This window comes from Acinetobacter sp. 10FS3-1 (assembly GCF_013343215.1).
GTDB lineage: Bacteria > Pseudomonadota > Gammaproteobacteria > Pseudomonadales > Moraxellaceae > Acinetobacter > Acinetobacter lwoffii_C.
In genome coordinates, this window is record NZ_CP039143.1 from 2,389,211 (window position 1) to 2,412,291 (window position 23,081).

The 23,081-nt window shown below is 45.9% G+C and carries 22 protein-coding genes and 1 pseudogene; 16 read left to right on the top strand and 7 right to left on the bottom strand.

The annotated features are described in order from the left end of the window. Window positions 1-109 precede the first annotated feature (109 nt). Both E5Y90_RS11225 and E5Y90_RS11230 read left to right on the top strand, forming a co-directional pair. Window positions 110-1,285: a thiolase family protein gene (locus tag E5Y90_RS11225; RefSeq protein WP_151207968.1), complete on the top strand. Its 1,176-nt coding sequence runs from the start codon at window positions 110-112 to the stop codon at window positions 1,283-1,285. Window positions 1,286-1,440: 155 nt separating this feature from the next. Continuing rightward, window positions 1,441-1,881, top strand: a pseudogene (locus E5Y90_RS11230) (VOC family protein). Window positions 1,882-1,932: 51 nt separating this feature from the next. Here the strand turns inward: E5Y90_RS11230 and E5Y90_RS11235 are convergent. The 3 genes from E5Y90_RS11235 to E5Y90_RS11245 form a co-directional block, all read right to left on the bottom strand. Beyond that, window positions 1,933-2,418, bottom strand: a complete 486-nt coding sequence (locus E5Y90_RS11235) for a DUF934 domain-containing protein (RefSeq protein WP_174660228.1) — start codon at window positions 2,416-2,418, stop codon at window positions 1,933-1,935. Continuing rightward, a complete protein-coding gene (locus E5Y90_RS11240) occupies window positions 2,411-4,054 on the bottom strand; it encodes a nitrite/sulfite reductase (RefSeq protein ID WP_174660229.1) in 1,644 nt (547 codons plus the stop codon). The genes E5Y90_RS11235 and E5Y90_RS11240 overlap by 8 nt, the downstream gene beginning before the upstream one ends. Window positions 4,055-4,278: 224 nt before the next feature. Next, window positions 4,279-5,403, bottom strand: coding sequence for a CaiB/BaiF CoA transferase family protein (locus E5Y90_RS11245; protein WP_174660230.1), 1,125 nt, complete (start codon window positions 5,401-5,403; stop codon window positions 4,279-4,281). 212 nt (window positions 5,404-5,615) lie between these two features. On the opposite strand from E5Y90_RS11245, the gene E5Y90_RS11250 reads away from it, so the two are divergent. The 4 genes from E5Y90_RS11250 to E5Y90_RS11265 all read left to right on the top strand — a co-directional run bounded on the left by E5Y90_RS11250 (window position 5,616) and on the right by E5Y90_RS11265 (window position 10,964). Continuing rightward, on the top strand, window positions 5,616-6,626 hold the full coding sequence (locus E5Y90_RS11250) for an AraC family transcriptional regulator (RefSeq protein WP_151207976.1): 1,011 nt from the start codon (window positions 5,616-5,618) through the stop codon (window positions 6,624-6,626). A 224-nt stretch (window positions 6,627-6,850) separates the two neighbouring features. After that, window positions 6,851-8,056, top strand: coding sequence for an acetyl-CoA C-acetyltransferase (locus E5Y90_RS11255; RefSeq protein ID WP_151204505.1), 1,206 nt, complete (start codon window positions 6,851-6,853; stop codon window positions 8,054-8,056). Between the two features lie 298 nt (window positions 8,057-8,354). Then, a complete protein-coding gene (locus tag E5Y90_RS11260) occupies window positions 8,355-10,490 on the top strand; it encodes a 3-hydroxyacyl-CoA dehydrogenase NAD-binding domain-containing protein (protein ID WP_174660231.1) in 2,136 nt (711 codons plus the stop codon). Between the two features lie 159 nt (window positions 10,491-10,649). After that, window positions 10,650-10,964, top strand: a complete 315-nt coding sequence (locus tag E5Y90_RS11265; protein WP_227548036.1) for a hypothetical protein — start codon at window positions 10,650-10,652, stop codon at window positions 10,962-10,964. A 53-nt stretch (window positions 10,965-11,017) separates the two neighbouring features. On the opposite strand, the gene E5Y90_RS11270 is transcribed toward E5Y90_RS11265, so the two are convergent. Continuing rightward, window positions 11,018-11,455 carry a GNAT family N-acetyltransferase gene (locus tag E5Y90_RS11270; RefSeq protein WP_151205553.1) on the bottom strand — a complete coding sequence of 146 codons (438 nt, stop codon included), beginning with the start codon at window positions 11,453-11,455 and terminating at the stop codon, window positions 11,018-11,020. After that, window positions 11,449-12,669, bottom strand: coding sequence for a class I SAM-dependent methyltransferase (locus E5Y90_RS11275; RefSeq protein WP_174660232.1), 1,221 nt, complete (start codon window positions 12,667-12,669; stop codon window positions 11,449-11,451). Before E5Y90_RS11275 ends, E5Y90_RS11270 begins: the two co-directional genes overlap by 7 nt. A gap of 102 nt (window positions 12,670-12,771) precedes the next feature. On the opposite strand from E5Y90_RS11275, the gene trhA reads away from it, so the two are divergent. The 3 genes from trhA to E5Y90_RS11290 all read left to right on the top strand — a co-directional run bounded on the left by trhA (window position 12,772) and on the right by E5Y90_RS11290 (window position 15,426). Next, complete coding sequence (gene trhA, locus E5Y90_RS11280) at window positions 12,772-13,419, top strand: PAQR family membrane homeostasis protein TrhA (protein WP_151205551.1); 648 nt, start codon at window positions 12,772-12,774, stop codon at window positions 13,417-13,419. A gap of 141 nt (window positions 13,420-13,560) precedes the next feature. Then, window positions 13,561-14,877, top strand: a complete 1,317-nt coding sequence (locus E5Y90_RS11285; protein WP_174660233.1) for an MFS transporter — start codon at window positions 13,561-13,563, stop codon at window positions 14,875-14,877. 141 nt (window positions 14,878-15,018) lie between these two features. Continuing rightward, window positions 15,019-15,426 carry a hypothetical protein gene (locus E5Y90_RS11290; RefSeq protein WP_151205640.1) on the top strand — a complete coding sequence of 136 codons (408 nt, stop codon included), beginning with the start codon at window positions 15,019-15,021 and terminating at the stop codon, window positions 15,424-15,426. Window positions 15,427-15,458: 32 nt separating this feature from the next. Here E5Y90_RS11290 and E5Y90_RS11295 read toward each other — a convergent pair whose 3' ends face one another. Beyond that, window positions 15,459-16,469: a metallophosphoesterase gene (locus E5Y90_RS11295; protein ID WP_174660234.1), complete on the bottom strand. Its 1,011-nt coding sequence runs from the start codon at window positions 16,467-16,469 to the stop codon at window positions 15,459-15,461. A gap of 95 nt (window positions 16,470-16,564) precedes the next feature. Between E5Y90_RS11295 and E5Y90_RS11300 the strand changes: the two genes are divergently transcribed. Continuing rightward, on the top strand, window positions 16,565-18,199 hold the full coding sequence (locus E5Y90_RS11300) for a phospholipase D family protein (protein ID WP_373688393.1): 1,635 nt from the start codon (window positions 16,565-16,567) through the stop codon (window positions 18,197-18,199). Between the two features lie 83 nt (window positions 18,200-18,282). Here E5Y90_RS11300 and E5Y90_RS11305 read toward each other — a convergent pair whose 3' ends face one another. Next, window positions 18,283-19,092: a lysophospholipid acyltransferase family protein gene (locus tag E5Y90_RS11305; protein ID WP_174660235.1), complete on the bottom strand. Its 810-nt coding sequence runs from the start codon at window positions 19,090-19,092 to the stop codon at window positions 18,283-18,285. A 188-nt stretch (window positions 19,093-19,280) separates the two neighbouring features. Between E5Y90_RS11305 and E5Y90_RS17605 the strand changes: the two genes are divergently transcribed. The 6 genes from E5Y90_RS17605 (at window position 19,281) to E5Y90_RS11330 (ending at window position 23,060) form a co-directional block, all read left to right on the top strand. Continuing rightward, window positions 19,281-19,412: a hypothetical protein gene (locus E5Y90_RS17605; protein ID WP_257234957.1), complete on the top strand. Its 132-nt coding sequence runs from the start codon at window positions 19,281-19,283 to the stop codon at window positions 19,410-19,412. A gap of 76 nt (window positions 19,413-19,488) precedes the next feature. Next, on the top strand, window positions 19,489-20,829 hold the full coding sequence (hflX, locus tag E5Y90_RS11310; RefSeq protein WP_174660236.1) for a ribosome rescue GTPase HflX: 1,341 nt from the start codon (window positions 19,489-19,491) through the stop codon (window positions 20,827-20,829). Window positions 20,830-20,868: 39 nt separating this feature from the next. Further along, the gene (locus E5Y90_RS11315) at window positions 20,869-21,240 is read left to right on the top strand and encodes a hypothetical protein (RefSeq protein ID WP_151205287.1); all 372 of its coding nucleotides are present in this window, start codon (window positions 20,869-20,871) and stop codon (window positions 21,238-21,240) included. A 9-nt stretch (window positions 21,241-21,249) separates the two neighbouring features. Further along, the gene (locus E5Y90_RS11320; protein ID WP_151205288.1) at window positions 21,250-21,924 is read left to right on the top strand and encodes an LrgB family protein; all 675 of its coding nucleotides are present in this window, start codon (window positions 21,250-21,252) and stop codon (window positions 21,922-21,924) included. An 88-nt stretch (window positions 21,925-22,012) separates the two neighbouring features. Beyond that, window positions 22,013-22,459 (top strand): DUF2147 domain-containing protein, encoded by a 447-nt coding sequence (locus tag E5Y90_RS11325; RefSeq protein ID WP_151205289.1) that lies wholly within the window; start codon window positions 22,013-22,015, stop codon window positions 22,457-22,459. 151 nt (window positions 22,460-22,610) lie between these two features. Next, entirely contained in the window at window positions 22,611-23,060 is a 450-nt protein-coding gene (locus tag E5Y90_RS11330; protein WP_174660237.1) for a DUF2147 domain-containing protein, read from the top strand. The last annotated feature ends 21 nt before the right edge of the window (window positions 23,061-23,081 follow it).

The window sequence follows — 23,081 nt, forward strand, 5'->3', positions numbered from 1 at the left end:
AACCCTACAGTCTATATTTCGTGATGATTAAAGCTTTAATCCTGTTTTTTTTATCCTATACTGCTTGAGTTGGAAAAAAATTGATTAAAACACATACGGAGATATAACAATGACTGACATCGTAATTGTCAATGGTGCACGTACCGCAATGGGCGGTTTTCAAGGCAGCCTAGCCAGTGTTACTGCACCTGAACTCGGTGCGGTAGCCATTAAGGAAGCCATTGCACGTGCCGGCTTGCAGCCAGGCGATATTGAAGAAGTCATCATGGGTTGTGTACTCCCGGCTGGATTAAAACAGGGACCTGCTCGTCAGGCTATGCGTCAAGCGGGTCTTCCTGATTCAACAGGTGCCGTCACCATTAACAAGCTGTGCGGTTCAGGCATGAAAGCTGTTATGCAGGCAGCCGATATGATTAAAGCCGGCTCTGCTGACATTGTGGTTGCGGGTGGTATGGAATCCATGACCAATGCACCGTATGTCTTGGCCAAAGCTCGTGGCGGCTTCCGTATGGGGCATGGCGAAATTAAAGACCATATGTTCCTGGACGGTCTGGAAGATGCTGAAACAGGTCGCCTGATGGGGTCTTTTGCTCAGGATATGGCCAATACAAAGGGCTATACACGTGAACAGATGGATGACTTTGCAATCCGTTCCTTGAAGCGCGCGCAGAACGCTGTCAATGCAGGCTACTTTAGTGATGAAATCGTACCCGTAACAGTGTCTACCCGTAAAGGCGATGTGGTGGTTGATAAAGATGAACAACCCTTTAATGCCAATATCGATAAAATTCCAACGCTCCGTCCTGCTTTTGCCAAAGACGGTACGATTACTGCAGCCAATGCCAGCTCGATTTCAGATGGTGCATCAGCTCTAGTAATCACCTCGGCTGACAATGCAGCAGCAAAAGATTTAAAGCCTTTAGCCAAAATTGTTGCCTATGCTTCAAATTCTCAGCATCCATCTGAGTTTACCATTGCACCAGTCGGGGCAATTCAAAAAGTACTGGATAAAACCGGATGGACTACTGAAGATGTAGATCTTTGGGAAATTAATGAAGCTTTTGCCATGGTCACTATGTGCCCAATGGATGAGTTCAAGCTAGATCCAGAAAAAGTCAACATCAACGGTGGCGCGTGTGCACTTGGCCATCCGGTTGGTTCTACAGGCTCCCGTATTATCTTGACTTTAATTCATGCGCTAAAACGTACAGGTGGCAAGAAAGGCATTGCTGCACTCTGTATCGGTGGCGGTGAAGCAACTGCAGTGGCGATTGAATTACTTTAACCTCTGCCCCTGCCCCATCCCTCTCCCATGGAGAGGGGGTTAAAAATCCTCCTAATCTGGAGGATTTTTTCGCTTACCTTTTTAGTAGTTTTCCTTATGCAAGATGAGTCAAAGCTGCTTAGACTAAAAGAGCACAACACAAAAGGAGTCCTGTAATACGACTCCATCACTATCCCAGTTTTCAAGCTAATACCGAAGCAGCCTTTCGCTTCTACCATTCCGTGTTTGGCGGTGAGTTTTCAACGCTGATCCGTTATGGAGATATTCCTACTAATGATGAACCTTTCTGATGGCGATAAAAATCTGATTCTGCATATTGCTCTACCTATGAATGAGGATACAGAATTGATGGCATCCGATGCGAATGATAAATTTTGCGCGCAAACCAATACCGTGTTCACGCCAGGGAATAGTCACTACACTTCTATTCATCTGGAGGCAAATGAACAGGCTAAGGCCAAAGATGCTTTGATGCATTATCGGCAGGGTGAAATGAAATGCTGCTGGAAAAAACCTTCTGGAGTGCGCTCTATGGCGCCTTTAGCGATCAGTTTGGAATTCACTGGATGATCAATTGTCAACTTAAAGCTATATAAATAGCTAAATCAAAAAAGCCTCCGTGTGGAGGCTTTTTAAGTCAGTGCCGATTAAGCACCTGTTTGATAGCGCGCTTCTGATACTGCAGTGGAGGCCTGATATGGGTTAGTAAAATCACCTAAGCCAGCAGCTGCTTCCTGAATATCCTTACCTTCTTTAATCACGAAAGTATCAAAACCAGAACGCTTCATGTAGTTCAAAACGTCTTTGAACACATCACCGGTGGCACGCAGCTCGCCCTGGAAACCTTGACGGCGCAGCAATGCAGCAAATGAATAACCACGGCCATCATTGAAACCTGCAAACTCAATAAAAATGGCATCAAGTTGGTCAAGCGGAAATTCATGGGTTTCAGGTGAAGCATCAACCGTTAGGTACAATGCTTTTTTACCAGAAACATTGGCAATCTGGTCTAACTGTTCGACAGTCAGCACCACATCACCCTGTGGCAATGCACCATCTTCACCAATGAGCCGATATGTATTGTCGGTAATCGTGCCATCTTTAGAGAGCACAGGTAGTGCGGTATTAAGCATATGCACGCTCCTTGAATGGTTTGATGCCGATACGGCGATACGTATCAATAAACTCCTCGCCTTCTTGACGTAAATCCAGGTAGGTATTCAGAATTTCTTCTATAATATCCGGTACGACGTCGGCAGCGAATGATGGCCCCAAGATGTCACCGATCGAAGCATCGTGGTCTGCATTTCCACCAAGCGTAATCTGGTAGAACTCAGCGCCTTTTTTATCGACCCCTAAAATACCGATATTACCCACATGGTGATGACCACAGGCATTCATACAGCCTGAGATATTCAGATCGAGTTTACCCAAGTTATAAATGGTATCTAAATCATCAAAACGGCGTGAAATCGCTTCAGAAATCGGAATCGATTTGGCATTCGCCAATGAACAGAAATCGCCACCTGGACAGCAGATGATGTCAGTCAAGAAACCGATATGCGCACGCGCCAAATTATGCTGATCCAGAGTCTGCCATAACTCGAACAGGTCTTTTTGCGGGACATCTACCAATGCAATATTTTGCTCATGCGTGGTACGCAGTTCACCAAAGGTATACTTGTCTGCAAGATCTGCAATCAGCTGCATTTCTTCAGTCGAAACATCACCCGGCGCAATACCGGCACGTTTCAGGGAAATCGTGACTATACGATAGCCGGTGACTTTGTGTGCATTGGTATTGATGTTGAACCATTGCTTGAACTTTGGATGTTGTGCAAACAGCTCAGTGAAGTCTTCATCTGCATAGTCTTGATAGTCAAATGGCGTGAAATTCTCATCCATTTTCGCCAAGGTGTCTGCATCAATTTTCAGGGTTTTCACTGTATGTTTAAATTCAGCTTCAACTTTCTCGGCAAATACTTGTGGTGTTAATGCTTTCACCAAAATCTTGATACGCGCTTTGTATTTATTGTCGCGGCGGCCATGCAGATTATACACGCGCAGGACAGCTTCAAGATAGGCTATTAAATCTTCACGTGGCAAGAACTCACGAATAAAGCTGCCAATCACTGGCGTACGGCCCAAGCCACCACCGACTTTGATTTTATAGCCGATTTCACCTGCTGCATTTTTTACGATGTAGACTCCAATATCATGGAATGCAGTGGCTGCGCGGTCAATTTCTTCAAGTGCAGATACGGCAATCTTGAATTTACGTGGCAAAAAGGCGAATTCCGGATGGAAAGTTGACCACTGGCGGATCAGTTCACAGGTCGGACGCGGATCAGCAATTTCGCCCGCCACCACACCGGCATACTGGTCCGTTGTAGTATTTCGGATACAATTGCCTGACGTCTGAATCGCGTGCATCTGTACCGTCGCGAGTTCCGCCAGCATGTCTGGTACATTTTCCAGCGCTGGCCAGTTAAACTGGATATTCTGACGGGTGGTGATATGCGCATAGCCACGGTCATATTCTTGAGCCAGATCAGCCACTTTACGCAGCTGCTTAGAATTCATCAGGCCGTACGGTACCGCGATACGCAGCATCGGTGCATAACGTTGGACATAAAGACCATTTTGGAGGCGGAGCGGACGGTATTCTTCTTCCGTCAATTTGCCCGCTAAATAACGTTCCGTCTGGTCACGGAACTGTGCAACACGTTCATTAATCAGTTGCTGATCGAAATCAGTATATAAATACATGGCGTACAGCTAGTAGTTTCTATTATATCGCTGGCAAGGATAGCGAGATTAAAACTATCAATAAAATGCTTTTTATACATATTTCATAGCGATTTTATTGATAAGCCTACCTTAGATTCAATGATATAAAGCTTTAGCGTCACTTCTGCTGTTTTTTTAGCTAAATGATTTATTTATGAGATCTTTAGCATTTATTTTCATAAAGGAGTTAACCTGGGTTTAAATTACCAGTACTGCTTCTCTCCCAGAGCCTGACCGATAAAATCATAACGCATGGCTGAGCGCGAAAATTTGATTGGACAAGCCAGCTGGGCTTGGCTTTGTTCAGAATCATTCATTTTCAGAGGTACCTGTACGACCCATCCCCGTTGCTGCGCCAGTTCGGAGTGCAAGGCTTCCTCCAGTTTTAATACCGGCTCGACACACACATCCGCCTGAGCAAACAGCATTTGCCAGTGGGCTAAAGGCTGGGAGCGGATTTTGTCTTGAATGGCCTGCTTGACCTGAGCATGATCTTCAGGAGCAAAAGAGGTTCCTTTTTCCAAAATGATCGGCAGCTCCAGCAACTGTGCCAGCCCTTGCATGAACTGCGGTTCCAGACTGCCAATCGACAGATAACGTCCATCCTGCGTCTGATAATAGTCATACAATGTACCGCCATTTAAATAGCCCGATTCGGCCTGCTGATGCTGGTTAGCTGCCAGACTGGCTGAAGCTGCCATATTATTTAAGGTCGCAACGCAATCGGTCATGGAAATATCAATATATTGCCCCTGGCCACTGCTCTGCCGTTCAATCACGGCGGCCAGAATTGCAACCAGCGCATGCATGGACCCACCCGCAACATCGGCAATCTGGATACCCATTGCCGGTGGTCCACTTTCCATCCGGCCACTATGCCCGGCAATTCCTGATAGAGCCAGATAGTTAATATCATGTCCCGCCCGGTTTTTATAAGAGCCGGTCTGGCCATAACCGGTAATCGAACAATAGATCAGACGAGGATTGAGAGCACTGAGACTTGGATAATCCAGGCCAAGCCGCTGCATCACGCCTGGACGAAATTGTTCAACCACAATGTCATAATCTGCAATTCTCATCCGGATCTGCTCAAGATGCTCCGGATTCTTCAAATCCAGTGCCACAGAATGCTTGTTTCGGTTCAGATAACTATGGGTAGTCGCCTGCCCATGTGCAAAAGGCGGCATCAAACGTACCAGATCAGGCCGGGTCGGTGATTCAATATGCACAACCTCTGCACCTAGATCTGCAAGATATAAAGTGGCAAACGGGCCTGGTAGTAATGTAGAAAAATCGAGGACTTTCAATCCTTTTAGCGCATAGGACATTGGCGTTTTTACTCTACTTATATTGCTTTTTGTCTTATCATAAAACATAAAAACCAGAAAACAATGTCATGTTCAGCCATTTACCTTGATAGTTTCGGCAATTTACCATGTAAGAAAATGGTAATTGCTTTCTTGTAAATTGCCATTGATTTATTATTTTTTGTCATTTAGGTCAAATATTAGTGAACATTAAAGAGACTGAAGGATTAAACATGAGTCGTGATACGATCAGCATCCATTTCGTCAATGCAGCTTTATCTGGTGTTAAACGCCTCGGCATGGATGTCGATACTTTATTGTCTCACGTTGGGATTGAAGCAGAATTGCTGCATCAGCCCAAGGCCCGTATTTCGCCTGAACAATATACCCGCTTTATTAAAATGCTCTGGATGGTGACTCAAGATGAACACGTCGGCTTTGACAAACAGCCACGTCGTTTGGGTACTTTTGCGATCATGTGCCAGCTGATTATCCATGCCAAAACGCTGGGTGATGCACTGGAGCTATCTTCTCAGTTCTATAAACTCTTTGGTGATGACTGGTCCGTGACGCTGGAGCGTGACAAACACGAAGCCCGTCTGGTTCCTTTAATTCCCAACTCGATGGATCCGGATCACTTTATTACCGAAAGTATGCTGATGATCTGGCATGGCTTGGCTTCCTGGTTAATTGAGCGTCGCCTGCCACTGGAGCGTGTCCACTTCAGCTATCCGCGTCCGGCCCATGCCGATGAGTATGACGCCCTGTTTTTTGCCCCAGTGATGCAGTTCGATATGCCGCGTACTGAAATTACTTTTGCAGCCGACTATCTGGATTTGCCAATTCGCCAGAATGAAGAAACGCTAGAAGAATTCCTGAAAGCCGCTCCAGCACAACTGCTGGTGAAGTTCAAAAACACCAATTCACTGACTTCACGTATCCGTGATGTATTGAAGAGCCAGATTGGCGAAGAAATGCCCACCCTGAACGATGTAGCCTCCATGCTATATCTGTCTCCGCAAACCTTGCGCCGTCGTCTGGCAGCTGAAGGCAAGAGTTATCAGGGGGTAAAAGATGCGCTGCGTCGTGATGCTGCAATTCATCTCTTACTCAACCCGGATCTGACTCTTGAAGATGTCGCGCAGCAGGTCGGCTTTAGTGAAACCAGCACCTTCCACCGTGCTTTCAAGAAATGGACGGGTGTTACGCCAGGTCTGTATCGCCAGTTACATGGTTACCATTAACATCGGTTTAATAAACCTTTATTGTAAAAGCTAATCACCTGCTGGGTGATTAGCTAGCCAAGCCCAAGCTCCAGACTTGGGCTTTTTTTAGATCTATTTTTTCTGTCCATCCCTATTGACCAAACTGCTCAAATGATCTGGTTCGTTCTCGTCATTGCACTTCAAAATTTAATCATTACACTCGAAATATTAGAATAATTTTAGTAAAGCAAAAAGGATATTGTATGAGCGAGGCCTATATTATTGATGCCATTCGCACACCACGCGGAAAGGGAAAAAAAGACGGCGCATTGCATGAAGTCAAACCGATTAGCCTATTAACCACATTGTTAAATGAACTCCAGCAACGTCATCATCTGGATACTGCGCAGGTCGATGATATTGTTTTGGGCTGCGTGACACCAGTTGGGGATCAGGGTGCGGATATTGCCAAAACTGCTGCGATTGCGGCGGGCTGGGACAATGACGTGGCCGGTGTACAGATCAACCGTTTTTGTGCCTCGGGGCTGGAGGCTGTCAATCTGGCCGCACAGAAAGTCCGTTCTGGCTGGGAAGATCTGGTCGTTGCAGGTGGCGTTGAGTCTATGTCTCGTGTAGCGATGGGTTCAGATGGTGGGCCTTGGGCCTTGGACCCGGAAACCAATATGGCCTGTGATTTTATTCCGCAAGGGATCGGCGCTGACCTGATTGCCAGTATTGATGGCTATAGCCGTGCGGATGTGGATCAGTTTGCTGAGCAATCCCAGAAAAAGGCAGCAGCTGCACAGGCGCAGGGTTATTTCAATAAATCTATTATTCCTGTCAAAGATAAAGCCGGTGTCGTAATTCTGGAGCAAGACGAGTTTATTAAACCCAATACCACAGCAGAGGCGTTGAGCACACTCAACCCTAGTTTTGCCATGATGGGACAGATGGGCTTTGATGCCATCGCCCTACAAAAATATCCGGAAGTAGGCAGTATCCAGCACGTGCATCATGCCGGCAACTCTTCCGGAATTGTAGATGGTGCCGCTGTGGTGCTAGTGGCTTCTGAACAGGCCGTTCAACAGCACAATCTTAAACCCCGTGCCAAAATACTGGCAACTGCACTGGTGGGGGCTGATCCGACCATTATGCTAACTGGCCCTGCTCCGGCTGCGCGCAAAGCCTTGGCCAAAGCCGGACTGACAGTGGATGACATTGATCTATTTGAAGTCAATGAAGCTTTTGCTGCCGTTGTGCTGCGTTTTATCCATGAAATGAAGGTTGATCCTGCCAAAGTCAATGTGAATGGTGGTGCGATTGCTATGGGACATCCCCTAGGGGCGACTGGTGCAATGATTTTGGGCACCTTGTTGGATGAACTGGAACGTCAGGGCAAAAAACGTGGTCTGGCCACCTTATGTGTTGGCGGCGGCATGGGCATCGCCACCATTATTGAACTGGTTTAATTTAAATACCCGAAGGCATTTAAGGCCCGTTAACGTCATAGGCACGCTACCGATCATCATATGAGTCCTGTGTCTGCGGGCTAGTCAGCTAAATGACACAATTAAACAGGTGGTGTGTATGACCAGGGCTTCACCTACTTTTGCCAAATGAGAAGTGCATTTTGTATTAGTAGCCTGAACTTTAGGGTTAGACCCAGAATTCAGATGAATTTGGATCGCCTCCACAATCATGGAAGTTTCTAAACTTGAGTAAGGACAATAATTCTAAATTCATCAATTATTATTTGGATAAAAATGTATGAGCGCAATTCAATATCAAAAAACTGCAGATAATATTGTCATTTTAACCCTTGATTCTCCGAATCAGTCTGCCAATACCATGAATGCCGACTTTCGTCAGGCCCTAGATGAAACCGTTGCCCAGCTCCAGACAGATGAGCATATTAGCGGGATTATTTTTCGATCCGCCAAAAAAACTTTTTTTGCTGGCGGTGACCTGGATGAACTCATTCAGGCCACTCCTGAACAGGCCACTGATTTTTTCCATATGATTGAAGGAATGAAAGCCAAACTGCGTTATATCGAAACGCGCGGCATTCCTGTGGTGGCCGCCTTGAATGGCACAGCCTTAGGTGGGGGCTGGGAGCTGGCGCTGTGCTGCCATCGCCGGATTGCACTCAATGATCCCAAGAGCAAGTTTGGCTTGCCTGAGGTGACACTGGGATTACTGCCGGGTGGCGGCGGGATTGTACGCATGGTTCGCCTGCTGGGCCTGCAAAGTGCACTTCCCCTGCTAATGGAAGGTAAACAGTTGAGTGTCGAGAAGGCAAAAACTTTGGGCCTGATCCATGAGACGGCGGACTCGGCAGAAGAATTGCTGGAAAAATCTGTGGCTTGGATCAAGGCTCACCCGCAATCTCAACAACCCTTTGATGTGAAAGGATACAAGATTCCGGGTGGCACGCCGGCCTCTCCTGCTGTGGCACAAATGCTGGCCATTGCACCAGCCATGCTACGCGACAAAACCAAGGGCTGTTATCCGGCACCTGAGGCCATTCTCTCTGCTGCTGTTGAAGGGGCACAGGTCGATGTCGATACGGCGCTTAGAATTGAGTCACGTTATTTTACCTTTCTTGCCACCGGTCAGGTGGCCAAGAATATGATTGGCACTTTCTGGCATGGCATGAATGCCATCAAGTCTGGTGCCAGTCGTCCAAAAGGCTGGGCACCCTGGCAGGCAAACAAGGTGGGTATTCTGGGGGCAGGCATGATGGGCGCCGGAATTAGCTATGCCACCGCCAGCAAAGGCATTCAGGTGGTACTCAAAGATGTATCGCTTGAAGCCGCTGGACAAGGCAAAGCCTACAGTCAGAAACTACTAGATAAAAAAGTATCCCAAGACCGATTAACTGCGGACAAACGTGAGCAGATTTTAGCTTTGATTCAGGCCACGGCAAGTTCTGAAGATTTGGCGGGTTGTGATCTCATCATTGAAGCTGTTTTTGAAAATCAGGAACTCAAAACTCGTGTGATTCAGGAAGCTGAAGCCTTTTTAGCTGAAAATGGCGTAATGGCATCTAATACCTCGACCTTGCCAATTAGTGACCTGGCTCAGGCATCGCAAAATCAGGCGAATTTTATTGGTCTGCATTTTTTTAGTCCGGTGGATAAAATGCAGCTAGTAGAAATTATTAAAGGACACAACACCTCGCCTGAAACTTTGGCCAAAGCTTTTGACTTTGTGCAGCAGATTGGTAAATTACCGATTGTGGTGAATGATAGCCGTGGCTTCTTTACCAGCCGTGTCTTTGGCACCTTCGTTCAGGAAGGTTTACGTCTGCTGGCAGAAGGGGTTCATCCCGCGCGTATTGAAATGGCGGCACTTAAAGCTGGTATGCCTGTCGGACCGCTAGCAATTCAGGATGAAGTTTCTCTGACGCTTTCAGAGCATGTAGCCACAGAAACCTATAAGGCAATGGCGGCTCAAGGTAAGGAGCGACCAAGCTCGGCAGCGGATGAAGTGATTCATCGGATGATTCATGAATTTAACCGTAAAGGTAAAGCAGCCGGTGCCGGTTTCTATGACTATCCTGAAGGCGGTAAAAAGCAGCTTTGGTCGGGCCTCAGTCACTGGCAAAAAGATACTCAGATCACCGAACAGGAAATGATTGACCGTTTTCTGTTTGTACAAGCGCTGGATACCGTGCGCTGTCTGGAAGAAGGTGTGCTTGAATCGGTGGTGGATGCCAATATCGGTTCGATCTTTGGTATTGGCTTTGCAGCCTGGACAGGAGGCGCTGTACAGTTCCTGAACCAATATGGACTAGATAAGGCCATTGCTCGTGCTGAAGTGCTGGAGCAGCAATATGGTGAACGCTTTAAAGTGCCACAGTTATTAAAGCAACATGCCAGTCAGGCAAAAGCATTTGCATAGGCAGCCAGTAAAAGGGAAGTTTTGAACTTCTCTTTTTTTGACAGGTTAAAATCATACAAGTCAGCTGAAATCATCTCTTTCACAGAGATTTTGATTCGTTTTTATTCAATTTATGTTATAAAGTTACACAAGTTAAACATCCACTACAGGGACTTGCACATGACTGATCACAGTTCACCTGAAAAATCACCTTGGGGCTGGAAAGCATTAATTATTTTCTGCATCTTGAGTGGATTCTTCATGCTCTTTTTCTGGCTTGCAGTCAGTAATGAACCAGATTACATGCCAAGCCAGCAAAACAAGCAGAATACCCAGCAACATGCTTTTAAGAATGCACCGGTGATGTCGCAAGAAGCTCTGGCCAAAGCTCAGGCAGACCGTGAAGCGCGCCAGGCAGCTGGAGCCAACGTCCTGCAGGACCCATCAGTGCAAGAAAATGTTCAGCAGGAACATGACGCAGGGCATGGGCAGTAAAATCAAGATATTCAAAAAAAAGCAAGGTTCTTCCTTGCTTTTTTATTTGAGTTTTAATCACTTAGTTTTAAATACATATCGATATGCGGAATTCCACAATCCAGATATTCTTCCCCTTGTACGACAAAACCTAAGCCTTGATAAAATCCCAGCGCATGTACTTGGGAAGAAAGCTTGACATATTCACGCTGTTCAGCTTTGGCCTGAGCAATTATGGCCTGCATGATCTGTTGCCCGATGCCTAATCCACGTGCGGACTGCATGACGGCCACCCGACCAATACTATGATTTGCCAGTAAACGTGCCGTTGCAACGGGCTGTTCCTGTAAATAAGCAATAAAATGCACCGCTAGTGGATCTTCTGCATCCCATTCATCTTCCGGGGCAATGTGCTGCTCCTGAATAAACACAGCTTCACGAATTGCCTTGGCATCGGGGGCTAAATCGTCCCAGATACCAGAGGCAATACGAAGCTTATGATTGTCTAGCATTTCGAGCCAATCCCTTGCTGATCCCACTGATTATTTAACAACAATTCCAGTGAATGTTTCTGAATACCGTACATCTCTTTTAAGGCCTGTATTTGAGCCAGCACAGCCTGATCCGGTTGCGTATAATCTTTGCGTTTGGTAGCCAGAATCATTTTATTTTTACTGGTATGTTCCAGCGCCACAAATTCAAAGACTTTGGTCTCATAACCATAGGCTTTTAGCAAAAGCGCACGAATGGTATCCGTCAACATTTCCGCCTGCTGTCCGGCATGAATCCCGAATTGCAGCATTGGGCTCAAGACCTGCGGCGCCTGCAGCTGGGGCCTTAATTCTTTATGACAGCAAGGTGCACACATAATGATCTGGGCATTCAGGCGAATGCCACTATGAATAGCAAAATCCGTCGCCACATCACAAGCATGCAGGGCAATCATGACATCCAGATGTTCTGGTGCATACGTTCTCACATCGCCCTGAAAGAAATCCAGCTGATTAAAACCAGACTGCTGCGCAACACTTTGGCAGAACTCGACCATTTTCGGATTAAGTTCTACTCCAGTCACGTACGGGGTCTGGCCATATTTTTGCATATAGGCATATAACGCACAGGTTAAATAGCCTTTGCCAGAACCAAAGTCCACCACCCTCAAGCCATGCTCGGACACCTTGATTTGCGCCAATGCACCGGAAAAAATTTCGACAAATTTATTAATCTGTTTCCATTTGCGCGCCATACTTGGAATGATCTGTTCATTCTGATCAGTAATCCCCAAATACTGCAAAAATGGACTGTCCTGATCAACATAGCGCTGCTTAATCCGGTCATGGCCTTGCCCGTGGTTGACTTTTGCAGGGCCTGACTGGGTTTTGCTGCGGGTCAGCATGGCTTTTTTCTTGTTTTTTTTCAGCTGTAACTCTTCCTGATCGGTTAATAAATTCGCCTGCTTGCAACTGGCCAGTGCATCTGTTACCTGAGCCAAGGCATCAGTCAAAGGATAGTTTTTGGTGATATCCTGAGTTTGATAGCGATACAGACAGCTCAACACCTTCTGCTCATTCAGTGCAATCACCCTGAACATCATTTTCTCTAACTGTTCCAGCTCACCTTTATACTGGCTCAAAATCAGACGATCAAAATGATCAGTTTCAACAGCTTGCTGGAAAGCCTCCAGAAATTGCTGTTCCTGAACCGAAAGAGAAGTCGATGTCGACATAAGAAAAACCTGATATAAATTACTGTTCAAGTTTAATTCTTCTTAACCTAAAAGCAAAATTGAATTACTATACAAATGTATATTTAAATTAGAATGATGACCATGCAAAAAGCGCCCCTCATTTCAGAAGACTATGATCAGGCTGAAGAAAGGATTAATTATATCAGTCACGGCCTGGGTGCACTGCTGGCTATTATTGCTGGTATTCTTTTGATTGTTAAAGGGTCTTATTTAAGTACAGGCCCCTGGATCGGACTATGGGTCTATGCACTCAGTATGGTGTTATTATTTTCCGCTTCCATGCTCTACCATATGTCGACCTCGGCAGACCGTCGTTATTTTTATAAAAAAGTCGACCATACAGCAATTTACTATCTGATTGCCGGTACCTATACCCCCTTTCTGTCGATTGCCATTCCCACGGCCAAAGCCCAATATTTATTGATTGCCTTATGGATCATTGCTGCACTCGGTACACTGTTCAAGTTTATTTTCATTCATCGTTTCCAGAAGCTTTCTCTGATCGCCTACTTGCTCATGGGCTGGCTGGCTGTTCTGGTCATTGATGATATGCAGCAGTATCTGAGTGCTCAATCTTTAACCCTCCTGATCATTGGGGGATTGGCTTATACCGTAGGTGCATTGTTTTATGCTCTAAAAAGGGTAAGATATGCTCACGCTATCTGGCATATTTTTGTATTGATAGGGGCAGGATCACACTTTCTGTCTATCTATCTGTACGTGATTTAATCTTCTTCTTTCTCCATTTCAGTGACCCTGAGCGAGCAGAAACGAGAAGATTGCAGTTGTTTTTTTAAAAAATTACGCCTTTTTTAAAAAGATTACGCTTTTAAAACTAATTTTTTATTTTTAGTAAGTGTAAGGTTATTCATGGCGTCTCCAGAAACTATCGCTGCCATAGAAACGACAGCGACCAATTCAAAATTTCGTGTTTTAACGGCAAGCTTGGTGGGCACCACAATCGAGTTCTTCGATTTTTATATTTATGCCACAGCTGCTGTTATTATTTTCCCCTATCTGTTTTTCCCGGCAAGTACAGATCCAATGACTGCCACGATTCAATCGCTGGCGACTTTTGCAATTGCCTTTATTGCCCGCCCGATTGGGGCAGCACTTTTTGGCCATCTGGGCGACCGGATTGGACGTAAGGCTACCCTGGTTGCAGCACTGCTGACCATGGGGATCTCTACCGTTGCCATCGGTTTACTCCCGACCTATGCCCAAATCGGAATTGCCGCGCCTCTGCTTCTGGCACTCTGCCGTTTGGGACAAGGCTTAGGTCTGGGGGGTGAATGGTCTGGGGCGGTTCTTCTTGCGACCGAAAACGCACCCGAAGGCAAACGTGCCTGGTATGGCATGTTCCCGCAGCTTGGGGCACCGATTGGCTTCATTCTGGCAACCGGCTCATTCCTGACGCTGGGCGCATTTATGAGCGAACAGGCCTTTATGACCTGGGGCTGGCGTATTCCCTTTATTTCTAGCGCCCTGCTGGTCATTATCGGTTTATGGATTCGTTTAAAACTGCATGAAACTCCGGCCTTCCAGAAAGTGCTGGATAAACAAAAAGAAGTCAACATTCCTTTCTTTCAGGTATTTAAGAATCATTCGAAAATGCTGGTGCTCGGCACAATTGCCGCGATCTGTACCTTTGTGGTGTTCTATTTGACCACAGTATTTGCACTGCAATGGGGCACCAAACAATTGGGTTATTCGCGTGAAGAATTCCTGAAATTACAGCTGGTGGCGACGCTGTGTTTTGCAGCTTTTATTCCTTTATCTGCAGTATTGGCAGAGAAATTTGGCCGTAAAACCACCTCAATTGGGGTATGTGTAACTTCTGCTATTTTCGGGATTTTCTTTGCCGATATGTTGGAATCTGGTAATACGCTGATTGTTTTCCTGTTCCTGTGTATTGGTCTGGCGATTATGGGGCTGACCTATGGGCCAATTGGTACGGTACTGTCAGAAATTTTCCCGACCTCGGTACGTTATACCGGTTCTGCGCTCACCTTTAACCTAGCCGGGATTTTCGGTGCCTCTTTTGCTCCCCTCATTGCGACCAAACTGGCGACTGAATATGGTCTGTCCGCAGTAGGCTATTACCTGACTGCAGCCTCCCTCCTGTCTTTGGTGGCCTTCCTGCTGATTCGTGAAACCAAAAACGACGATGTCAACAATCAGATTTAATGGCTGCTCAAGCTTAAATCCTGATCAAAGCCAGCATAAAGATGCTGGCTTTTTTTATGATTTCACAACAAAAAACGGCTGTTTCTCTCGGCCTACTTCAGGAACAATCAAATGACTAGAATCTCAATATGAGGCAGACAGATGCAGGAGCTTATTGAACAAATTTCTCAGCAGCAGCTGGTCGAAATTATTATTCTGCTGGAAGATGATAAAAAGCTGGAAGCGATTCATTATATTCGGTCCCACACCCCTTTAGATGAAATACAGGCTCGACAGCTGATTGATGAGATTGTACGTGAGCATGATCTGGCCCTGCAACGTGATCCGAATGACACAATTGGCCCACGCTTTACTGAAGATGAAGATATGCAGCTGCTGACTCCGCCACTAGAATTACCGAAGCATCCTCAGCTGAGTATTTCCAAAGAGCAGGAAGTGGCCGCACAGCGTGTCCCGGAGACGACTCCTACCCAGCAGATTAAAAAGAAAATCTGGATGACGGCGGCAGCCATCGTACTGCTAATTATTCTGGTCTGGATTATCTTTTAAAAACCACGCCAATCCAGCTCTATTTAAACAAGCTAGATCAATTCAATAATATCAATCGTTGGGGGCACCCGAAAACGAAACGGCACCCCGACCATACCTGTTCCCACCGTCACAAATACATCGGCATGTTCATGACGGTACAGACCTTTCTTATGTCCCAGAATGGAGACTTTCTTCATCACATAATCGGTCAGCCAGGGCAGTTCCACCTGCCCGCCATGTGTGTGTCCAGACAACATCAAGGGCCGGATGGGCAATTTCGGAATCATGTCCACTGTATCCGGATTATGCGACAGGATCACCCATGGCTTGTCTTGGGGTAAGTCTGGCATTGAACGCATATCGGTTTTGCCCGCCCACAGATCACCCACTCCGATCAGACGAAACTCGTCAAATTCAACCATCTTTCCTTCAATATCCATGACCTGATTGACTTCCAGTGCATAGCGCAACAACGCCTGAATCGGAGGACCTGGATACTGCTCATCATGATTGCCATTCACCGAATAGACCGGCGCATGAATTTCCTTTAAAATTGCCAGTTCTTCTGCCAGCTTATTTTCAGGTTCGTAGGTCCAGTCTCCCGCTACCACCACCAAATCTGGCTGTAGGTGATTCAGCTTGTGTACAATCTGTCTTAACTGACGCTCATGGCCTGAAAATAGACCGATATGCAAGTCGGCAATCAGAGCAATTCGCACAGGCTGTTTCAACGGCTTGTCTGGATTAATCTGATAGCGCATGGTTTTCATGCGAATGATATGCGGCTCGATAAAACGCGCATAACTCAGCACGCTGGTAATCAGGAAAATAAAAATCGCTTCATGTGGCGAGTAATAGCCCGTCCAGCCAGCATAGATACTAAAGAACACCAGAGGAATCAGCAGATAGGCCAGATAAAAAGCCAGCAGATGGGCAAACGCTTTAAAAGGATGTATAGTTTCCGTACGCGACTGGCTGGACCATGCCTGATACACTGCCCAGAAGGCGAGAAGCGCCATCCCTATATAAAAATAAAAAAATACGGAACTGCTATCCCACATACAATCGCCTTATCAAGTTCACCAGTATATGACTGGCTTTATATTTATCTTTTCATAGCTGGCCATTATACTCAATTCAAATTTTTCAAACTTTAATGTCTATGACCTCTGCTTTCCGCACTCAAGCCACATCTACTGCTTTTACTGCCCGTCGCCGCTTGAGTACCGGAATGTTGCTCAGTGCAACACTGGTGCTCGGCTTGCCCGCATGCAGCACTTTGCCCAAACAGGCTGAGCAGCCAAGTCAGATGGCCTTTGAGACAGATACCAGCCAAACCAGTCTGGCACAGATCATTACCCCCCTACGCGACAAGAACCTGGGCCTGACCGGTTACCACCTACTATATGACCCCCTGGAAGCCCTGGCTGCACGGATGCAGCTGATTCACAAAGCAGAGCGTAGTCTGGATTTGCAATATTATATCTGGGATAACGACCGGATCGGTGCCCTGGCCTTGCATGGCCTGATTCAGGCTGCAGATCGCGGCGTTCAGGTGCGTCTGCTGATTGATGACAATAATGCCAAGAAAATGGAAGGTATTTATCTGGCGCTGGATCAGCACCAGAATATTGATGTGAAGTTGTATAACCCTTACCGCTTCCGTAAATACCGGGCCATGGACATGGTGCTGGACTTAAAACGTATCAACCGCCGCATGCACAATAAAAGCTTTATTGCCGACAACCAGATTGCGCTGATTGGCGGTCGCAACATGAGCAATCAATATTACAATGTAAGTGACAGCTATCAATTTTCTGATGTAGACGTGATGCTGGTCGGGGCAGCTTCAGATGAAATCATTCACTCTTTTGATGAATACTGGAATGATGAATATGCTTATCCGGTTCGTCAGATCGTTAAGCCCGGACATCACACCTTGCGTTTCCCCAGCCTGAAACAGCAGCTGGAAGCCCATGGTCAGGATATCTATACCCAAAACTACCTGAATCTGGCCAATCGCTCCCAGGCCTTTGATAAATGGCTGGAACATAACATCCAGCTGGACTGGGTAGAAGCAGAAGTAGTCAAAGATTCTCCTGCCAAAATCAAAGCAGAAGCAGAGACTGAGGATCATCTGAATTTTCAGTTATTACAACGTCTGGAAAAACCTGAACACAGTGTCGATATTGTCTCCGCTTATTTTGTGCCTGAAAAACTGGGGGCAGAACGATTAAAAAAACTGGCAGCCAATGATATTAAAGTCCGTGTTTTAACCAACTCTTATAAAGCCAATGACGTCTCGATTGTGCATGCCTTCTATGCCAAATACCGTCAGAACCTGCTGGAAAATGATGTACAGCTGTATGAATTTCTGGCTGCACCCGATGCAGATCACCTGAATGCCAATACTGAAGAACTCGCCAAGAAAGCCAAAGTCAGTCTCAAGGGCCTAAGCCGTTCCAGTCTGCATGCCAAAATGATGGCCCTGGACCAGAAACAGGTCTTTATTGGTTCCTTTAATTTTGACCCGCGTTCTGCCTATTTAAATACTGAAATCGGAGTTGTATTAAACAGCCCTGCTCTGGCCCGTGCGGTACATAGCACCATGGACCAGAATTTAAGTAAATATGCGTATAAGCTGGTACTGGATGCCAATCAGAAGATTAACTGGAAAATCAGCAAGGCAAATGGAGAGACCAAAACTTTTACCAAAGAACCTGGGATGAAATGGTATCAGCGGGCGTCCTTAAAATTCCTGTCCTGGCTACCGATTGAAGGCTTTATGTAAACGATATGGAACTCAAAAACTGCTGAATCAATATGACAAGTCGCTACCCCGGCTGACTGGTTTTTTTAGTCAGCACCATGACCTTAATGCGATTCTTTCAGCACTTTGGAGTGTAATTCCTTTAAGCCCTGCAACATCTGGTCTTGCACTATCGGGGTCAAAGTATCAACGGTCAGTCCTGCTGTCGGAATAGCCGGCAAAGCCATCAGATGCGCAGTCACTTTCGGCATTTCCAGTACATTTTGCACATGGGCCGCAAAGCTGATGTTATCAATAAATGGCGCTACCATATCCAGTTGCCCTTGCTGATTGACATAACACAGCAGGCAGATTTGAACCGGACGCTGCGCTTCAATTGCAGCTCCTAGAATACGGCCATGCACCTTCTTGATTGAACGACCATCCGAAGTTGTGGCTTCCGGGAAAAACAAGACCGGAATATCCTGCTTTAAAAACTCGCTAATCTGCTCACGGATTCTTACCGAATCTCCCGAACCTCGTTTAATAAATAAGGTTCCGCCACTTTTGGCCAACTTCCCCAATACCGGCCAATTTTCGATTTCGGCTTTGGCCAGAAAAAACACCCGGGCAGCCGAGCCTAAAACTGCAACATCCAGCCAGGAAATATGGTTGCTTACCCACAGGGCAGGCTCACGTGGAATGGTGCCATGCACTTTGACTTCAATATTAAAGACCTTGCACAACTGACGGCAAAAATACTGCACATAACGTGTATTGTTTGGATTATTCGGATGTTTATGCAGGCTATGCCGGTATACCAGATAAAACCCTTCACTGATTGTGGTGACGGATGCAAAGATTTTTCTGGAATAGAGAAAGAATTTTGCAAAGCCGCTTATCTCAGCTGTTTGATTGTGTACAGTAGGGTGCATAAAAAGATCACTAAATCCTAAACAAGATACAGGGAATATCCACGAATTAAACTTATTCTATACTTTTCAATCTTAACTTGCATTGATAATAAAAAGCCTCTCATGCCATTTCTCGCATTAATTTAAATATGATTTTTAAATCAAATAAAAAAAGTCATCGAAATATCAGAGCAAAAAAGGATGAAACTATGCAAAAAACCCAGCAGTCCTGCCATGAAATGATTCCACCGGCACAAGCACTTAAATTTATTCTCGGCATAACTCTGGTCTATACCTGTGTTCTGGTAACACTTGCACAACTGTTTGTCACGGTGCTTTAAAAGAAAGCCTTGTATGCCCGTATCTGTTCTGTTCATTTTCAACTAAAATGAAATTTTACAATGGAGCATGTGCTGAGTGGAATATGTAGAGCAACATCGGGGAAAAGAACAGGTCATACTGGTCAGTGTGAGCGTACAAATACTGGAAGACCTGGATGCTGATGAGTTTCACTTGCTGGCACAATCTGCTGATGCTGAAATTCTGCAACATATTCATACACAGCGCCTCCGTCCGGACCCGAAGCTGTTTATCGGTTCAGGTAAGGCTGAAGAAATTGCCGAACAGGTCAAACTGCTGGATGCCAATCTGGTCATTTTTGATCATGCACTTTCTCCGGCTCAGGCCCGTAACCTTGAATACATGTTGAAATGCAGGGTTGTGGACCGGACTGAGCTGATTCTGGATATCTTTGCCCAACGCGCTCGGACGTATGAAGGGAAATTACAAGTTGAACTGGCGCAGTTACAGCATTTATCTTCACGTCTGATTCGCAGCCGTGGCAATCTTGACAGTCAAAAAGGCGGGATTGGCTTACGTGGCCCCGGGGAAACCCTCCTTGAAACTGACCGCCGTCTGCTGCGGATTCGTATGGGTCAGCTTAAAGCCAAACTGGATAAAGTCCGTCAAACCCGCACCCAAGGGCGTGTTGCCCGTCAAAAAGCGGCTGTGCCGACAGTTTCTCTGGTGGGTTATACCAATGCCGGCAAATCCACCCTGTTTAATATTCTAGCCGGCAGCAATGTCTATGCCGCCGACCAGCTCTTTGCCACCCTCGATCCAACCCTGCGCCATCTGGAATGGGACGGCATTGGCAATCTGGTTCTGGCCGATACTGTAGGTTTTGTCCGCAATCTTTCCCACTCGCTGGTGGAATCTTTTAAAGCAACGCTCGAAGAAACCCTGGAAGCCACGCTGCTGTTACATGTGATCGATTCCAGCAGTCCAGATATGGTGGAACAGATTGAAGCGGTCGAAAAAGTCCTGCAAGAAATCGGGGCAGATGTACCGATGCTGCGTGTCTACAACAAGATTGATTGTAGTGGTGAAGAGCCAAAAATCATTTACCGACAACCGGGCCTGCCTGAGCGGGTGTATATTTCAGCCCATAGTGGCGCGGGTATTGATTTATTGCGTAAGGCTGTACATGAAGCTCTGATGGGGCAACTTCAGTCGTTTGAGCTGGTTCTGCAGCATGCACATGGCAAGTTGCGTAATCAGTTATATAGCCTGAACGTCATTCAGTCTGAACATTATGATGAAGAAGGCCACCTGCATCTCAATATCCGGATTGCGCCACAAAAACTGGAACAACTGATTAAACAGGCGCATTTACCCCTCGAAGATATTCTTGGCAAGCAGGCGCAACAATTCAAGCGCCCACTGGAAGAATTTGAAATCAAGACCAAGATCGAGTAAAACTTGATTATTAAACTTTTTATTAAATGACTACAATTGATGAACTGGATAAAAAATATCGACTGGCCAGCATGGATCGCCACTCTACTGCTGATTGTGGTTTTTCGTGAAGGCTCAGTATGGATCATGACTCAACTCAATCATCCTGAACTGGGAAATCTGGTCGGGCTGATCAGTCTGCTGATTGTACTGTTTGCATGGCGTTATTTTTCCAAACTGCCTCCACGTCTGATTGATACCAATAATAAACTGATGAAAGAAAGTGCCTTTGCCTTTTTGCCGATTAGTGCGGGTTCTTTGATCATGCTGATCCAATTGGGACAAAAGATTCCAGCCTTTATGCTGGTGCTGTGCCTGAGCACGCTTCTTCCTCTTTGGATCTACGCCAAAATGGCAAAACGCTGGTTATAGGAATCCCCCATGCTCTCTATTCTGTATAGTTTTTTGATTACCCTGATCGCTTATCTGCTGGCCAAGCCGCTTAACCGTTTCATTCCACAAATTCCAGTCATTGTTTTTGCCATGTTTCTGGTACTGCTCATCCTGTTCGGATTCGGTGTTCCTTATGAGCATTATATGGATGAGGTCAATCCGATCTTTAACCATCTACTCGGTTACGTAACAGTTGCCCTGGCGATTCCACTTGCTGCCATGCGCTATGATGACCTGCCTTTAAAAGCCATTATCGGGATTTTGATCTTTGCCAGTATCAGTGCCGTGGCTTTACCGATGGGACTGGCTTATCTGCTGCACATGTCTTCTACCGATATTATGGCTTTTGCCACTCGTGCAGTCACCACACCGATTGCCATCAATATTGCCACCTTACTTGAAGCCCCTATCAGCCTGACTATTTTAATTGTGATCCTGTCTGGTGTGATCGGTGCTGCTTTTTCACCGTTTATTTTAAGGCATATCAATGATGAACGCGCCTCCGGCCTGGCATTGGGACTGGCAGCACATGCGATTGGCACGGCACAGGCATGGCAGCGCGGCAGTGTTGCAGGACGCTATGCTGCATTCGGTATGGCGGTCAATGCGGTTTTCACTGCAATATGGCTACCATCATTTATCTTTTTTCTGCAAAAAATGTGACTAAACAATCATTTTTAAATGATTGTTTAGTCTATTAATTAAGCTTATTATCAATTTGTATTTTGTCATAAAGTAAAGGATGATTTTAATGAAAAAGATTAAATTGGTTTCCGCCCTTCTCTTGAGCAGCTTTTCAGGCATGATTTGGGCCAATGATATTACAGGGCTGTGGAAAAACATCGATGACAAAACAGGCTCTTCAAAAGCTGTTTTAGAAATCCGCCAAGAATCAAATGGCAGCTATACTGCTAAAATTATAAAAGTTACCCCGCGTCCAGGTTATACCCCGAAAGAAACCTGTGTTTCCTGCCCTGCCCCTTATACCAATAAACCAATCTTGGGCCTAGACGTACTGACCGGTCTTAAAGCAGACGGCGAGAACAACTACGTGGGAGGTAAAATCCTGGATCCGCTTTCAGGAAAAATCTACAGCACCAAAGCCAGACTGAGCCCGAATGGCAAGCGTATTACTTTACGCGGCTATGTGGGTGTCTCTGCACTCGGCCGCAGTCAAACATGGATTCGCCACGACTAGTTTAAGGCCTGCGCCAGAAGCATAAAACTGAATAAAAAACGTTTCAAATCCAAAAAAATAACCAGTATTCAACTGCAGAATCTAGGCCAATATCGCATATAAAAAATTAGATTCGGCACTTGAATGACAAGTGGTCAAGGGGGAAATAAAGATGCAGAAAAGTATAATATGGGCATCACTCGCAGGTTTACTTTCATTCAGCTCAGCACTTTTTGCTCAAGGTCTGAGCGGTATTTGGCAGCAAATTGACGATAAAACGGGATCACCTAAAGCACTGATTGAAATTCGCCAGGAACACAACGGCACATATACGGGGAAAATCACAAAAATTACCCCGCGTCCAGGCTATACACCCCGGGAAAAATGCGTAGACTGCCCTGCGCCTTATACCAATCAGCCTATTCTCGGTTTAGATATCTTTCAGAACTTAAAAGCTGATGGTCAAAACATGTACTCCTCAGGCAAAATCCTTGATCCGCTTTCAGGCAAAGTCTATAACCTGAAAGTGAAGCAGTCTGCCAATGGCAAACGTCTGCTTTTACGAGGATATATCGGCATCTCAGCGATTGGTCGTACACAAACCTGGATACGTCTGGAATAAAACACCTATATCAATACATGC